General features: G+C 58.5%; 16 protein-coding genes. All 16 read left to right on the top strand.

Features of this window, described 5'->3' with window-relative positions:
* Positions 1-136 precede the first annotated feature (136 nt).
* The 16 genes from acpP (at position 137) to AACY50_RS05345 (ending at position 14,017) form a co-directional block, all read left to right on the top strand.
* Positions 137-373, top strand: a complete 237-nt coding sequence (acpP, locus tag AACY50_RS05420) for an acyl carrier protein (protein WP_003175607.1) — start codon at positions 137-139, stop codon at positions 371-373.
* Between the two features lie 108 nt (positions 374-481).
* Positions 482-1,726 (top strand): beta-ketoacyl-ACP synthase II, encoded by a 1,245-nt coding sequence (fabF, locus tag AACY50_RS05415; protein ID WP_339431070.1) that lies wholly within the window; start codon positions 482-484, stop codon positions 1,724-1,726.
* Positions 1,726-2,541 carry an aminodeoxychorismate lyase gene (pabC, locus tag AACY50_RS05410; protein ID WP_339431071.1) on the top strand — a complete coding sequence of 272 codons (816 nt, stop codon included), beginning with the start codon at positions 1,726-1,728 and terminating at the stop codon, positions 2,539-2,541. Before fabF ends, pabC begins: the two co-directional genes overlap by 1 nt.
* A 3-nt stretch (positions 2,542-2,544) precedes the next feature.
* Complete coding sequence (gene mltG, locus AACY50_RS05405; protein ID WP_339431072.1) at positions 2,545-3,714, top strand: endolytic transglycosylase MltG; 1,170 nt, start codon at positions 2,545-2,547, stop codon at positions 3,712-3,714.
* Between the two features lie 19 nt (positions 3,715-3,733).
* Entirely contained in the window at positions 3,734-4,366 is a 633-nt protein-coding gene (tmk, locus tag AACY50_RS05400; RefSeq protein ID WP_339431073.1) for a dTMP kinase, read from the top strand.
* Positions 4,359-5,342 carry a DNA polymerase III subunit delta' gene (locus AACY50_RS05395; protein ID WP_339538270.1) on the top strand — a complete coding sequence of 328 codons (984 nt, stop codon included), beginning with the start codon at positions 4,359-4,361 and terminating at the stop codon, positions 5,340-5,342. Before tmk ends, AACY50_RS05395 begins: the two co-directional genes overlap by 8 nt.
* Positions 5,343-5,384: 42 nt before the next feature.
* A complete protein-coding gene (locus AACY50_RS05390; protein ID WP_150651119.1) occupies positions 5,385-5,741 on the top strand; it encodes a PilZ domain-containing protein in 357 nt (118 codons plus the stop codon).
* Positions 5,742-5,755: 14 nt separating this feature from the next.
* Complete coding sequence (locus AACY50_RS05385) at positions 5,756-6,541, top strand: TatD family hydrolase (protein ID WP_339431075.1); 786 nt, start codon at positions 5,756-5,758, stop codon at positions 6,539-6,541.
* Between the two features lie 341 nt (positions 6,542-6,882).
* A complete protein-coding gene (locus AACY50_RS05380) occupies positions 6,883-7,524 on the top strand; it encodes a TetR/AcrR family transcriptional regulator (RefSeq protein ID WP_221729339.1) in 642 nt (213 codons plus the stop codon).
* Between the two features lie 137 nt (positions 7,525-7,661).
* Positions 7,662-8,630 (top strand): GTP 3',8-cyclase MoaA, encoded by a 969-nt coding sequence (locus AACY50_RS05375; RefSeq protein ID WP_339431076.1) that lies wholly within the window; start codon positions 7,662-7,664, stop codon positions 8,628-8,630.
* 171 nt (positions 8,631-8,801) lie between these two features.
* A complete protein-coding gene (locus AACY50_RS05370; protein WP_339431077.1) occupies positions 8,802-9,407 on the top strand; it encodes a DUF4823 domain-containing protein in 606 nt (201 codons plus the stop codon).
* Positions 9,408-9,422: 15 nt separating this feature from the next.
* Positions 9,423-9,983 carry a DUF1285 domain-containing protein gene (locus AACY50_RS05365; RefSeq protein WP_339464895.1) on the top strand — a complete coding sequence of 187 codons (561 nt, stop codon included), beginning with the start codon at positions 9,423-9,425 and terminating at the stop codon, positions 9,981-9,983.
* 132 nt (positions 9,984-10,115) lie between these two features.
* On the top strand, positions 10,116-10,832 hold the full coding sequence (locus AACY50_RS05360) for a FadR/GntR family transcriptional regulator (RefSeq protein WP_339431079.1): 717 nt from the start codon (positions 10,116-10,118) through the stop codon (positions 10,830-10,832).
* 70 nt (positions 10,833-10,902) lie between these two features.
* Complete coding sequence (locus AACY50_RS05355; protein ID WP_339431080.1) at positions 10,903-11,778, top strand: SMP-30/gluconolactonase/LRE family protein; 876 nt, start codon at positions 10,903-10,905, stop codon at positions 11,776-11,778.
* Between the two features lie 270 nt (positions 11,779-12,048).
* Positions 12,049-12,867, top strand: coding sequence for an SDR family oxidoreductase (locus tag AACY50_RS05350; protein WP_339464896.1), 819 nt, complete (start codon positions 12,049-12,051; stop codon positions 12,865-12,867).
* A 145-nt stretch (positions 12,868-13,012) separates the two neighbouring features.
* Positions 13,013-14,017: a substrate-binding domain-containing protein gene (locus tag AACY50_RS05345; RefSeq protein WP_339431082.1), complete on the top strand. Its 1,005-nt coding sequence runs from the start codon at positions 13,013-13,015 to the stop codon at positions 14,015-14,017.
* Positions 14,018-14,057: the final 40 nt, after the last annotated feature.

Genomic DNA, 14,057 nt, shown 5'->3' with positions numbered 1-14,057 from the left:
AGCTGCAATCTATTTATAGACAGAGGGCTGCAGGGTTTGAGGAGTGAAGCTTTCAGTTGAAAAGCTGAAAAGTCTTTCTATACACTTACCCACCGGCCAGCTGCCTGAATTTGTCCATTAGGAGTGAAAACAAGGTATGAGCACCATCGAAGAGCGCGTCAAGAAAATCGTCGCCGAGCAACTGGGCGTTAAAGAAGAAGAAGTGGTTAACACTGCTTCCTTCGTTGAAGACCTGGGTGCCGACTCCCTTGACACCGTTGAGCTGGTGATGGCTCTGGAAGAGGAATTCGAGACCGAAATCCCTGACGAAGAAGCTGAGAAGATCACTACAGTACAAGCTGCAATCGATTACGTTACCAGCCACCAGGCGTAATAGTTTGTAATCGTTGCTTGCTGTCATGGAAAAACCGCACTGCCATCATGGCGTGCGGTTTTTTCTTTAGGCCTGATGCAAAATCGTCATTTGAAAAAGGAGAGTGCTGTGTCGCGTAGACGCGTCGTAGTCACCGGTATGGGTATGTTGTCGCCACTGGGCACGGATGTGCCGAGCAGTTGGCAGGGCATTCTGGCTGGCCGTAGTGGCATTGGTCTGATCGAACACACCGACCTTTCTGCCTATTCCACCCGCTTTGGCGGCTCGGTAAAGGGCTTCAATGTCGAGGAATACCTGTCGGTCAAGGAAGCGCGCAAGCTTGACCTGTTCATTCAGTACGGCCTCGCCGCAGGCTTTCAAGCCGTGCGCAATGCCGGTCTGGAAGTCACTGACGCCAACCGTGAACGCATTGGCGTCGCCATGGGTTCGGGTATCGGCGGCCTGACCAACATTGAAGAAACCAGCCGTACCCTGCATGAGACGGGGCCGCGCCGAATTTCACCGTTCTTTGTGCCAGGCTCGATCATCAATATGATTTCCGGTTTCCTGTCGATCCATCTGGGGGCACAGGGACCTAACTACGCCATCGCCACCGCGTGTACCACCGGTACGCACTGCATTGGTATGGCGGCGCGCAACATCATGTATGACGAAGCCGACGTGATGATCGCCGGCGGTGCCGAAATGGCGGCGTGCGGTCTGGGCATGGGTGGCTTCGGCGCGTCCCGTGCGCTGTCGACCCGCAATGACGAGCCGGCCCGTGCCAGCCGTCCTTGGGACAAGGGCCGTGATGGTTTCGTGCTGTCCGACGGTGCCGGTGCGTTGGTCCTCGAAGAGCTCGAACACGCCAAGGCTCGTGGCGCGACCATCTATGCCGAGCTGATTGGTTTCGGTACCAGCGGCGACGCGTTCCATATGACTTCGCCGCCCGCCGACGGCGCCGGTGCAGCCCGCTGCATCACCAATGCACTGCGTGACGCGAAGATCAATGCCGATCAAGTGCAGTACATCAACGCCCACGGCACTTCGACGCCGGCTGGCGATCTTGCCGAAGCCAACGCAATCAAGACCGTGTTCGGTGATCACGCCTACAAAATGGCGGTCAGTTCTACCAAGTCCATGACCGGTCACCTGTTGGGTGCGGCGGGCGCGGTCGAAGCGATCTTTAGCGTGCTGGCAATCAACGGCCAGGTGGCACCACCGACGATTAACCTTGAAGAGCCCGACGAAGGCTGCGATCTCGATTTTGTGCCGCACACTGCGCGCAACATGGATATCGACGTCGTGCTGTCCAACTCCTTCGGTTTTGGCGGTACCAACGGTACCTTGGCGTTCCGCCGGTTCGCAGGTTGATGGACTGCTGGGTCGACGGTCAACCGGCTGACACGCTGTCGCTGAAAGATCGCGGCCTGGCTTACGGCGATGGTCTGTTCGAGACCGTTGCCGTGCGTGGCGGCCAGCCGGTGCTGTTGGATCGGCATCTGGCGCGACTGGCCGATGGCTGTTCGCGTCTGGCCATTGCGACCGACATCGAACTGATTCGCCAAGAGCTGCTGAGCTATGCGGCGGCGATGGGCGAGGGCGTGCTCAAGCTTATCCTCACGCGGGGCGATGGTTTGCGCGGTTATGCGCCAGATCCTGCGGCGCAGGGTCGACGCATTCTGCAAGGCAACCCTCCTGCCGCTTACCCCGCTGTCCACGCGCAACTTGGCATTCGCCTCTTTCCTTGCAGCACGCGATTGGCCAGCCAGCCCTTGTTGGCGGGTCTGAAACACCTCAATCGCCTGGAACAAGTCATCGCCCGCGCCGAATGGCAGGACAGCGAACACGCTGAAGGCTTGATGCTCGATCAGGCCGGTCGAGTCATCGAAGGGGTGTTCAGCAACCTGTTTCTGGTGCGTGATGGGGTGTTGATCACACCTGATTTGAAGCGTTGCGGCGTGGCTGGTGTGATGCGCGCCGAAATATTGTTTCAGGCCGAGTCTTTGACCATCCCCACACAAATCGCCGATATCAGCCTTGAACAGCTGCAATGGGCCGATGAAGTCTTTCTCTGCAATAGCGTTTATGGCGTTTGGCCGGTACGTGCCTACGCTGCGCTGAGCTGGCCGGTTGGCCCGCTCACCCGTAAACTGCAAACCATTGCCCGCGCCCTACTGGATGCCTGATTCGTGAGACGTAAACTTTTGCTGCTGCTGGAAACCGGATTGGTTCTGGCAGGGTTGCTGTTGGGCGCCAGCGCCTGGAAGATTCACTCCGCACTGGAGCAGCCTCTGAACATCACGCAGGAAGAGCTGCTGGATGTGCCGAAAGGTTCCACACCGACCCGGACTTTCCTCGAGCTCGAAACCGATGGCGTCATCAAGGACGCATTCTGGCTACGGGTTTATTGGCGGTTCAATCTTGCCGGTACGCCAATCCACAGCGGTGAATACCGCATGCAGCCGGGCATGACTGTCGATGGTCTGATCGACTTGTGGAAGCGTGGGGAGGTGGTTCAGTACAGCCTGACGTTGGTTGAAGGATGGAATTTCCATCAAGTGCGCGCGGCGTTGGCCAAAGACGAAAAAATCGAGCACACCCTCAATGGTCTTAGCGACAGCGACGTCATGGCGAAGATCGGCCACAAGGGGTTGTTCCCGGAAGGTCGTTTCTTCCCTGATACCTATCGCTTCGAGCGCGGCATGTCCGATACCGAACTGCTGAAAAAGGCCTTTGATCGTCTCGACGAAGTATTGGCCAAGGAGTGGGAAAATCGCTCCGCCGACGCGCCTTACAGTGAGCCTTATCAAGCGCTGATCATGGCCTCGCTGGTTGAGAAGGAAACCGGCGTGCCGCAGGAACGCGGTCAGATTGCCGGCGTCTTTGTGCGTCGGATGGCGGTGGGCATGCAATTGCAGACCGATCCAACAGTGATTTATGGCTTGGGCGATCGTTACACCGGCAAGCTGACCCGTGCTCATTTGCGAGAGCCGACGCCTTATAACACCTACGTGATTCCTGGCCTGCCGCCGACGCCGATTGCAATGGTTGGGCGTGAAGCGATTCACGCTGCGTTGAACCCGGTGGAGGGCACCAGTCTCTACTTCGTCGCACGTGGCGACGGCAGCCATGTCTTCTCTGACGACCTCGATGCACATAATCGTGCGGTGCGCGAGTTCCAGCTCAAGCGACGCGCCGATTACCGCTCCAGTCCGGCGCCAGCGGTCACGCCTGAGGCGGCTCCGGCATCCGATGAAGCGAAACCTGCAGCATCACCGCAAACTGCGCCTGAGTCGCCGCCGCAGGTTTCGCCTCAGGAGGCTGCACCGGACGCTGCGGCACCACAAGACACGCAATGACTTTGATTAAGGACTGCCTGTGACTGGCTTGTTTATTACCTTGGAAGGCCCGGAAGGCGCCGGCAAGAGCACCAACCGCGAATACCTGGCAGAGCGCCTGCGCGCCGCCGGTATCGAGGTGCTGTTGACCCGTGAGCCCGGCGGTACTGCGCTGGCCGAACGGATTCGCGACGTGCTGCTGGCGCCGGCCGACGAAGTCATGAATCCGGACGCCGAGCTGTTGCTGGTTTTCGCCGCGCGTGCCCAGCATCTGGCTGAAGTGATCCGTCCGGCTCTGGCCCGTGGTGCAGTGGTGTTGTGTGACCGGTTCACTGATTCGACATATGCCTATCAGGGCGCTGGTCGCGGTTTGTCGCTGGAACGTATCGCGACGCTGGAAACCTTCGTACAGGGTGATCTGCGCCCGGATCTGACGCTGATTTTCGATCTGCCGGTGGAAATCGGCCTGGCCCGTGCCAGTGCGCGGGGGCGTCTGGATCGTTTCGAGCTTGAAGGACGGGCATTTTTCGAAGCGGTGCGCGGCGCGTTTCTCAAGCGTGCTGAAGCCGATCCTTCGCGTTACGTGCGGATCGATGCCGGTCAGCCGTTGGCACAAGTCCAGCAATCGCTGGATACATTGCTGCCGCGTTTGCTGGAGCTGAGCCGTGGCTGAGGCCTATCCGTGGCAAGACAGCCTCTGGCAGCATCTGGCCGGACGTAGCCAGCACGCCCACGCCTATCTGCTACATGGCCCGGCCGGTATCGGTAAGCGGGCCTTGGCGGAGCGGCTAATGGCCAGCCTGTTGTGCCAGCGTCCGACGCCTGAAGCCTGCGGTGAGTGCAAATCCTGCTTGCTGCTCAAGGCTGGCAGCCACCCGGACAATTACATCCTCGAACCGGAAGAAGCCGACAAGGCAATCAAGGTCGATCAGGTGCGTGATCTGGTCAGCTTCGTGGTGCAGACCGCACAACTGGGCGGGCGCAAGGTGGTGTTGGTCGAGCCGGTGGAGTCGATGAACATCAACGCCGCAAACGCCTTGCTCAAAAGTCTTGAAGAGCCTTCCGGCGACACGGTATTGCTGTTGGTCAGTCACCAGCCGAGCCGTTTGTTGCCAACGATCAAGAGTCGCTGCGTGCAGCAGGCCTGTCCGTTGCCGAGTGAGGCGATGAGCCTGCAATGGCTGGCTCAGGCGCTGCCGGAATGTTCCGCAGAGGAGCGTGTCGAGCTGTTGACGTTGGCGGCGGGCTCGCCATTGGCGGCGGTCAGCCTTCAGTCTCAAGGTGTGCGCGATCAGCGCACGCAAGTGGTCGAAGGTGTGAAGAAGCTGCTCAAGCAGCAGCAATCGCCGACGCAACTGGCCGAAGAATGGAAAAGCATTCCAATGCTGCGTCTGTTCGATTGGTTTTGCGATTGGTCGAGCCTGATCTTGCGTTATCAACTGACGCAGGACGAAGCCGGTCTTGGCCTGACCGATATGCGTAAGGTTGTGCAGTACCTCGCGCAGAAAAGTGCGCAGGGCAAAGTCCTCGATATTCAGGACTGGATTCTCGCCCAGCGGCAGAAAGTCCTGAGCAAGGCCAACCTCAACCCGACACTGTTGCTGGAGGCGTTGTTGGTGCAATGGGCGGGATTGCCTGGCCAAAGATAAGAATGTGTACCTAGACTCTGAGCATCAGCAGTGGAGGTCAACATGAACGAACCTGTCAGCCCCGGGCCGCGCAACGGCATTTTGTCCCTGACCATCAAGGACAAATCCGTGCTTTATGCCGCTTATATGCCGTTCATCAAGAACGGTGGTCTGTTCATCCCGACCAACAAGAGCTACAAGTTGGGCGATGAGGTGTTCATGCTGCTGAACCTGATGGATGAAGCGGAAAAGATTCCGGTCGCCGGCAAGGTCGCCTGGATCACCCCCAAAGGTGCGCAAGGCAACCGCGCCGCCGGTGTCGGCGTTCAGTTCAACGAGGGCGACAACACGGCCCGTAGTCGCATCGAAACCCATCTGGCCGGAGCGCTGAAATCCGACCGTCCCACTCATACGATGTAAGTAGCTGCCTTTTTATGCTCGTAGATTCCCATTGTCACCTTGATCGCCTTGACCTCGCTGCCCATGACGGCTCGCTGGATGCTGCACTGGATGCCGCTCGCGAGCGCGGGGTCGGGCACTTTCTGTGCATCGGCGTGAGTGCCGATAACGCTGCCGACGTCAAAGCCCTTGCTGAGCGTTATGACGACATTGATTGCTCGGTTGGCGTGCATCCGCTGGACGTACAGCCTGGCGCGGCGCCAGCGCTGGACTGGCTGTTGCACGAACTCAATCATCCGAAAGTGGTGGCGATTGGTGAAACCGGTCTGGATTACCACTACGAACCGGAAGCCGCCGAGCTGCAGCAAGAGTCGTTCCGTCTGCACTTGCAGGCCGCGCAGCAGACCGGCAAACCGGTGATCATCCACACCCGCGGTGCCCGCGCCGATACCCTTGCGCTGCTGCGCGAGGCGGCGCTGCCCCAAGCAGGGGTGCTGCATTGCTTTACCGAAGATTGGGACATGGCGAAAGCTGCGTTGGACATGGGTTATTACATTTCCTTGTCCGGCATCGTCACGTTCCGCAATGCTGACGCGTTGCGCGATGTGGCGAGCAAAGTCCCGGCCGATCGCCTGCTGGTCGAAACCGACTCGCCGTACCTGGCGCCTGTCCCTTATCGCGGCAAACCGAACCTGCCCCAGTACGTGCGCGAAGTGGCAGAGTTTCTGGCGATGCTGCGTGGCGAAAACTACGAGCGTTTTGCCGAGCAGACCACCGAAAACTTCAAGCGTCTGTTCCCGCAGGCCCATGTAAAAGCCTGAATCGCAGGCAAAAAAAACCCGGGTTCTGGGGGGTGAATCCGGGTTAAGACCATTAGGAGTAAAACAAAGGCACGCGGTCCTTTGGTACCTTTATCGGCCCGGCACTTGGGGGAGATGCCGCCCGACAGTTCAAGTATTGATCAGTCTGGCGTGCAGTCCAGTTAGCCGGTCGGGGTTTTTAAACAAATTTGGAATACGTTTGCTTCAGTTGAGTTCTCATTACCCCCCAAACGTTCGCAAAATGAACAAGAAACACAGATATGGTCGGATGATCCGTGCATTTTTGTGCAAGTTAGGCATAATACGCGGCTTCGAATTTTGACCCCAACAGACCTTTTCTTATGCACAAAGAACCTCGTAAGGTCCGTGAGTTTCGTCGCCGCGAGCAAGAAATTCTCGATACCGCGCTCAAGCTGTTCCTCGAACAAGGTGAAGACAGTGTCACCGTCGAGATGATTGCTGATGCCGTGGGTATCGGCAAAGGCACGATCTACAAGCATTTCAAGTCCAAGGCCGAGATTTATCTGCGCCTGATGCTCGATTACGAGCGCGATTTGAATGAGCTGCTGCATTCGGCCGACGTCGACAAGGACAAAGAAGCGCTGTCCCGTGCCTACTTCGAATTCCGCATGCGCGACCCGCAGCGCTATCGTCTGTTCGATCGCCTCGAAGAGAAGGTGGTCAAGGGCAATCAGGTGCCGGAGATGGTCGAGGAGCTGCACAAGATCCGTGCCTCGAACTTCGAGCGCCTGACCTTGCTGATCAAGGGGCGTATCAGCGAAGGCAAGCTCGAAGACGTGCCGCCGTACTTCCACTACTGCGCGTCCTGGGCGCTGGTGCATGGCGCAGTCGCGCTGTATCACTCGCCGTTCTGGAGCAATGTGCTGGAAGATCAGGAAGGTTTCTTCCAGTTCCTGATGGACATCGGCGTGCGCATGGGTAACAAGCGCAAGCGCGATCCGGAAATCCCTCCAGGCAGTTGAGCCATTCAGTTGCCTTATTGCGTCATGTTTTCGCTACATGACGCAGTACCGCAGGAATATACTCAGGCATAGGGCTTGCTAAAACTTGATTTGTGAGTCAAGTTTTAGCGGCTCGATTTTCTATTGCCGGAGTGATCATGATCGTTGACCGTCAAGGCAGGCGTTTTCGCAATTTGCGGATCAGTCTGACTTCAGCCTGCAATTACGCTTGTACCTACTGCGTGCCTGACGGCAAGCGGTTGGTGGCTGCGCAGGATGAACTGTCGGCCGAAGCCATGGCGCGCGGCGTGGCGTATCTGATCGAGGCCGCGGGTATCGAGCGGCTGCGCATCACCGGTGGCGAACCGCTGGTCAGCCCCAAACTTGAATCGTTCATGACGGCTGTCGGCAAGATGGGCCTGGACGACATCAGCCTGACGACCAACGGTCAACTCCTCGCGAAAAAACTCCCTTTGTTGGTAGATGCCGGTCTGCGGCGCATCAACGTGTCCCTTGATACCCTCGACGCCAGTGCGTTCCGTAGCATCGCTCGTGGCGGCGATCTCGCTACCGTGCTTGATGGGATGAATCAGGCTGCAGCGGCGGGAATGAAGATCAAGGTCAACATGGTGCCGTTGCGGGGGCAGAACCTCGATCAGGTGATGCCGTTGCTTGATTACTGCCTGGAACGCGGATTTGAGCTGCGTTTTATCGAGCTGATGCGAATGGGCCACCTGGCCAAAGATTCCAATGCCTTCCTGCAACAGTTCGTCAGCCTGCAGCAACTGCTGAGCCTGATTGGCGAGCGCTACGAATACGCGCAAACCGACGCGCCTGTGGATGCCACGGCCGTGCGTTACGCGATTCCCGGGGTGGGCAACTTCGGTGTGATCGCTAACGAAAGCGTACCGTTCTGCCGTACCTGTTCGCGTCTGCGTTTGTCGTCGACTGGCTGGCTGCATGGCTGCCTGTCGTCGAGCAACCGCCACTATGTCGGTGATTTACTCGACAAACCACGGCACCAGGCATTGCCGGCGTTGCAGCGCTTACTGGTCAAGGCGTTGGGCGACAAGCAGGAAGTCGCGTTTTCTGGCGGCGCGACTGTCATGAAAATTATCGGCGGCTGACATACCGCATTGGCGAGCAAGCCCGCTCCCGCATTTGGAATGCCTTCCACCTGTGGGAGCGGGCTTGCTCGCCAATGCGTTGTATAACTCGATAAAGTTCGTGAGCTGGCGCAAAAGCTGCATCCAACGGCCATTCGCCGGTTTTCCGTCACCGGCTTCTGGAGGATGAGGATGCGTAGCCTGGTTTTGCTGCTGGCCGTTTTGGCGCTTGGCGGCTGTATGACTGTCAGCGATATGGCCGAGGGCACTCGCTATCAGATGAGCGACGCGGGGCTGCTGGATCACAGTGACAGTCGCCGTGTGAACAACTTCCGCATTCAGCCGGACTCGTTCATCTACATCGCTCAGGGCGCGTTTGCGCCGCCGGGCGGTTCTTATCCGCGGCCAAACGTGGTGGCTGAAGAAGCCTTCAAGGGCTTTGTCGAATACTTTCCGATGGTACGCCGCGCGCGTGCGCCGGAAGGCCTCGATCAGGCGATGGGCGAAGCCCGCGATGCCGGCGCTCACTACTTGCTGTACACGCGTTTCGCCAAGTCTGATGACCGTATCGGCAACTCTGATGAGTGGCTCGATCAGGAGGCGGTGGATCGCCTCGGCATCGACGGTGGCGTGATTCAGATCATGTTGATCGAGACCAGCACCCAGTATTTGATTGATACTGCACGGATCAAGAGTCGTGGCGGTTTACTGACGTTCCACGACAACAAACCTGAAGACCTGATCGGCCCGCCACTGGCGCAGTATGCGCGCAGCCTGCTGGGGATCGGCGACCAATAAACCAAGGAGTACGCCATGAGTGGCCCGCAAAAAGCCAATGACCTGTTGGGACAGATTCCCAAAACCAAAGGCCTGCCGCCGGTGCATTTGTGGAACCCGGAGTTTTGTGGCGACATCGACATGCGCATCGCCCGGGACGGCACCTGGTACTACCTGGGCACGCCGATCGGGCGAAAGCCAATGGTCAAACTGTTCTCCACGATCATCCGCCGCGATGGCGATGATTACTTCCTGATTACTCCGGTTGAGAAGGTCGGGATCAAGGTCGACGATGCACCGTTCGTGGCGATTGCCGTGGAGGTTGAAGGTGAGGGCGAGGCGCAGGTGCTTCGCTTTACCACCAATGTCGACGAGACCGCCGAGGCGGGGCCGGAACATGCGATCCGCGTCGAGATCGACCCCCTCACGCAAGAACCTGCGCCGTATGTGCATGTACGAACCAACCTTGAGGCGTTGATCCACCGCAATGTGTTTTATCAATTGGTAGAACTGGCGGTCAGCCGCGAAATTGACGGCCAGCGCTGGCTCGGGGTTTGGAGCGGCGGCGAGTTCTTTCGCATTGGTCTTGAGCCTTAACAAAAATCCAAATGTGGGAGCGAGCAAGCCCGCTCCCACACTGGTTTTCGTGTTAGCTGACAAAATCTGATTTGACACCCAATCGTATGATGATTAGCGTAGGCACCCATCGCGAACCGCTTTGAGGTGTCCATGTCCAGCAGCTTTCATGCGTCCACGGTTGACTGGCTGGGCAGTTGGATCGCCGCCGGCCAGGTAAAGCCGGGGCAGTCCATCAAGGTCGAGGCTGATCTCGGCGAGCAACTCGGCGTCAGTCGTACGGTCATCCGCGAAGCCATCAAAACCCTCGTCGCCAAAGGCATGCTCGAAGTCGGGCCAAAGGTCGGCACGCGGGTATTGCCGGTGCGGCGCTGGAACCTGTTCGATCCGCAAGTCGTCGGTTGGCTGTCACGCAACGGGCTGCCGGAAAACTTCGTCGATGACTTGCTCGACCTGCGCCGCACCATTGAGCCCATGGCCGTGCGCTGGGCTTGCGAGCGGGCGACCCTTGATCAGATCCAGGCCGTGCAACTGGCCTATAACGCTCTCGAGCGTGCGGTCGACAGTGGCACGGATTACAACCGCGCCGACCAGTCCTTCCACGAATGCATTCTTGCCGCCAGCCATAACCAGTTCATCGAACAAATGGTGCCGGCCCTCGGCGCATTGCTGGCGGTATCGTTTGAAGTGTCCGCCGCCGACCCCGATGAACTGCGCCGCACCTTGCCGATCCACAAAGACATGGCCGACGCCATCGCCGCTCGCGATTGCGCACGCGGTGTGTGGGCCTGCATGACCCTGATCGATAACGCGGATCTGGCGATCAAGCGCTTTTACCCGCAAGTCATGGCCGACAAAAAAGCCAGCTGAAACCCACACATTCCTCTGTGGGGGCCAGCCCACTCCCACATTGAAAACAAGAATGACCAAAGGAATTGCCATGACGTGGACTGCCGTTACCCAACACCGCGCCCAACTCGGTGAAGGCCCTTTCTGGGATGCCCCGACCCAGGCGCTGTACTGGGTTGATATTGCCGGCAAGCAAGCCCTGCGCCTGATCGGCCAGAATGTGCAGATCTGGCAGATGCCAGAACACATTTCCGCGTTCATCCCGTGCAACAGCGGCGATGCCCTGGTGACCCTCAGCAGTGGCGTCTATCGACTCGATCTCGACTCCCCCGGCCTTGAACCGCGACTGACCCTGTTCTGCATCGCCGACCCGCAACCCGGCAACCGCCCCAACGAAGCGCGCTGTGATGCTCAGGGCTGCTTGTGGCTCGGCACCATGCAGAACAACATCGGCGAACAGGGCGAAGATCTGCCGATTATCCGCCGCTCCGGTGGCCTGTTCCGTATCGATCCGGATAAACGCGTCACGCCGTTGTTGCGCGGATTGGGCATTCCCAACACGTTGCTGTGGAGCGACGACGGCACAACGCTGCTGTTCGGCGACAGCCTCGACAGCACCCTCTATCGCTATTTCATCCACACCGACGGCAACCTCGACACCGCTTACATCTGGTACGGCCCCGATCAACAGGGCGGCCCGGACGGTTCGGCAATGGACGCAGAAGGTTATGTATGGAATGCGCGTTGGGACGGCAGCTGCCTCTTGCGACTGACGCCTGAAGGCAAGGTTGATCGCAAAATCGATCTGCCGGTCAGCCGCCCGACCAGTTGCGTATTCGGTGGTGAAGACCTGAAAACCCTTTACATCACCAGCGCCAAGAGCCCGCGCAACCACCCGCTGGACGGTGCTGTGCTATCGATGCGGGTTGATGTTGCAGGAAAACGCTGTACGCGATTTGCAGGCTAGATCCCAAAATATGGGATGAGAAATTATATATTGAGATTATTTGGCGGTCGGGTTTATAGTCGGCTCCAGCAGTAACACGCACTCACACTTAAAAAGAACAAAACAGGTGAAGTGATGCAGCGAATGTCTATTGCACTCCCATGTGGAGTCCGCGTCTCGCAACGGCCCGATACCGTTGCCCGCGCCTGCCTGTTTTGTTCCAAACGCCTTCCAGACCGGACATCGTCAGATGCCCGGTTTTTTTGCGCTTGCGAACAGGAGTCCTGATCCATGGCTGAACCACTTACCCTGCCGCCGGTGCCCGCGCCGCCGAAGGGCGAGCGTCTGAAAAACAAAGTTGTGCTGCTCACCGGTGCCGCCCAAGGCATTGGCGAAGCCATCGTCGCGACCTTCGCTGCGCAGCAAGCGAAACTGCTGATCAGCGATATTCAGGGTGAGAAGGTCGAGCAGGTTGCAGCCCATTGGCGCCAACAGGGCTACGACGTTCAGGCGATCAGGGCTGATGTGTCGCGCCAGCAGGACCTGCACACCATGGCCAGACGCGCGGTCGAGTTGCACGGCCGCATCGACGTGCTGGTCAATTGCGCCGGGGTCAACGTGTTCCGGGATCCGCTGGAAATGACTGAAGAGGACTGGCGCCGTTGTTTTGCCATCGACCTCGACGGCGCCTGGTATGGCTGCAAAGCGGTACTGCCGCAGATGATCGAGCAGGGCATCGGCAGCATCATCAACATCGCCTCGACCCATTCGAGCCACATCATTCCCGGCTGTTTCCCGTACCCGGTGGCCAAGCACGGCCTGCTCGGGCTGACGCGTGCGCTGGGCATCGAGTACGCGGCGCAGGGTATTCGCGTCAACGCCATTGCGCCGGGCTACATCGAGACTCAATTGAACGTCGATTACTGGAACGGTTTCGCCGATCCGCACGCCGAGCGTCAACGCGCTTTCGATCTGCACCCGCCCAAACGCATCGGTCAGCCGATTGAAGTGGCAATGACGGCGGTGTTTCTGGCAAGCGATGAAGCACCCTTTATCAACGCCTCGTGCATCACCGTCGATGGTGGTCGCTCGGTGATGTACCACGACTGACTGATTGGGTTTTCGCGCGGATAAGTCCGTCTGAAATCCAATCATCATACGATATGACTATTTTCTACAGGCTTTGCAGGAACCCGCTTCAACCGCTTTAACGCTTTTCAAATATTGCTCAAAAAAAATAACAAGGAGTCAGCTTATGAAACGTCGTTTCGGGATTCGTACCCTGTGCAGTGCCGCCCTGGCGGTCACCGCGTTCAGTCTGAGCAGTTCGCTGCTCGCTGCCGATACCGTGAAGATCGGCTTTTTGGTCAAACAGGCCGAAGAGCCGTGGTTCCAGACCGAATGGGCCTTCGCCGAGAAAGCCGCCAAGGACAAAGGGTTTGAACTGATCAAGATTGCCGTGCCGGATGGCGAAAAAACCCTGTCGGCCATCGACAGCCTCGCGGCCAACGGTGCCAAGGGCTTCGTGATCTGCCCGCCGGACGTGTCCCTGGGCCCGGCGATCATGGCCAAAGCCAAAAGGAATGACCTCAAAGTAATTGCCGTGGACGACCGCTTCGTCGACGCCAACGGCAAGTTCATGGAAGACGTGCCGTACCTGGGCATGGCCGCGTTCGAAGTCGGCCAGAAGCAAGGCGCCGCCATGGCCGCCGAAGCCAAGAAACGTAACTGGGACTGGAAAGATACGTACGCGGTGGTCAACACCTACAACGAACTCGACACCGGCAAGAAGCGCACCGACGGCTCGGTCAAATCCCTCGAAGAGGCGGGCATGCCCAAAGACCATATTCTGTTCGCAGCCCTGAAGACCCTCGACGTACCGGGCAGCATGGACGCCACCAACTCGGCGCTGGTGAAACTGCCGAGCGCGGCGAAGAACCTGATCATCGGCGGCATGAACGACAACACCGTGCTCGGCGGCGTACGCGCCACCGAAGCCGCCGGTTTTGCTGCGGCTAACGTGATCGGCATCGGCATCAACGGCACCGACGCGATCGGCGAGCTGAAAAAGCCCAACAGTGGCTTCTACGGTTCGATGCTGCCGAGCCCGCACATCGAAGGCTACAAGACCGCCGAGATGATGTACGAGTGGGTCACCACCGGCAAAGAGCCGCCGAAGTACACCGCCATGGACGACGTCACCCTGATCACCCGCGAGAACTTCAAGCAAGAGCTGGAAAAAATCGGTTTGTGGAACTGACGCAGCAACGGCCCGGGTAGCCGGGCCGTTTGATCGGTGT

This window comes from Pseudomonas sp. RA_15y_Pfl2_54 (assembly GCF_963971015.1).
Taxonomy (GTDB): domain Bacteria; phylum Pseudomonadota; class Gammaproteobacteria; order Pseudomonadales; family Pseudomonadaceae; genus Aquipseudomonas; species Aquipseudomonas baetica_A.
The sequence above is the reverse complement of the archived record's forward strand: the minus strand, read 5'-3'. Positions and strand labels throughout refer to the sequence as shown.

Coding starts and splice junctions, on each gene's coding strand:
- acpP (WP_003175607.1), top strand. CDS start 137: ATGAGCACCATCGAAGAGCGCGTCAAGAAAATCGTCGCCGAGCAACTG.
- pabC (WP_339431071.1), top strand. CDS start 1,726: ATGGACTGCTGGGTCGACGGTCAACCGGCTGACACGCTGTCGCTGAAA.
- AACY50_RS05390 (WP_150651119.1), top strand. CDS start 5,385: ATGAACGAACCTGTCAGCCCCGGGCCGCGCAACGGCATTTTGTCCCTG.
- AACY50_RS05385 (WP_339431075.1), top strand. CDS start 5,756: ATGCTCGTAGATTCCCATTGTCACCTTGATCGCCTTGACCTCGCTGCC.
- AACY50_RS05380 (WP_221729339.1), top strand. CDS start 6,883: ATGCACAAAGAACCTCGTAAGGTCCGTGAGTTTCGTCGCCGCGAGCAA.
- AACY50_RS05375 (WP_339431076.1), top strand. CDS start 7,662: ATGATCGTTGACCGTCAAGGCAGGCGTTTTCGCAATTTGCGGATCAGT.
- AACY50_RS05370 (WP_339431077.1), top strand. CDS start 8,802: ATGCGTAGCCTGGTTTTGCTGCTGGCCGTTTTGGCGCTTGGCGGCTGT.
- AACY50_RS05365 (WP_339464895.1), top strand. CDS start 9,423: ATGAGTGGCCCGCAAAAAGCCAATGACCTGTTGGGACAGATTCCCAAA.
- AACY50_RS05360 (WP_339431079.1), top strand. CDS start 10,116: ATGTCCAGCAGCTTTCATGCGTCCACGGTTGACTGGCTGGGCAGTTGG.
- AACY50_RS05355 (WP_339431080.1), top strand. CDS start 10,903: ATGACGTGGACTGCCGTTACCCAACACCGCGCCCAACTCGGTGAAGGC.
- AACY50_RS05350 (WP_339464896.1), top strand. CDS start 12,049: ATGGCTGAACCACTTACCCTGCCGCCGGTGCCCGCGCCGCCGAAGGGC.
- AACY50_RS05345 (WP_339431082.1), top strand. CDS start 13,013: ATGAAACGTCGTTTCGGGATTCGTACCCTGTGCAGTGCCGCCCTGGCG.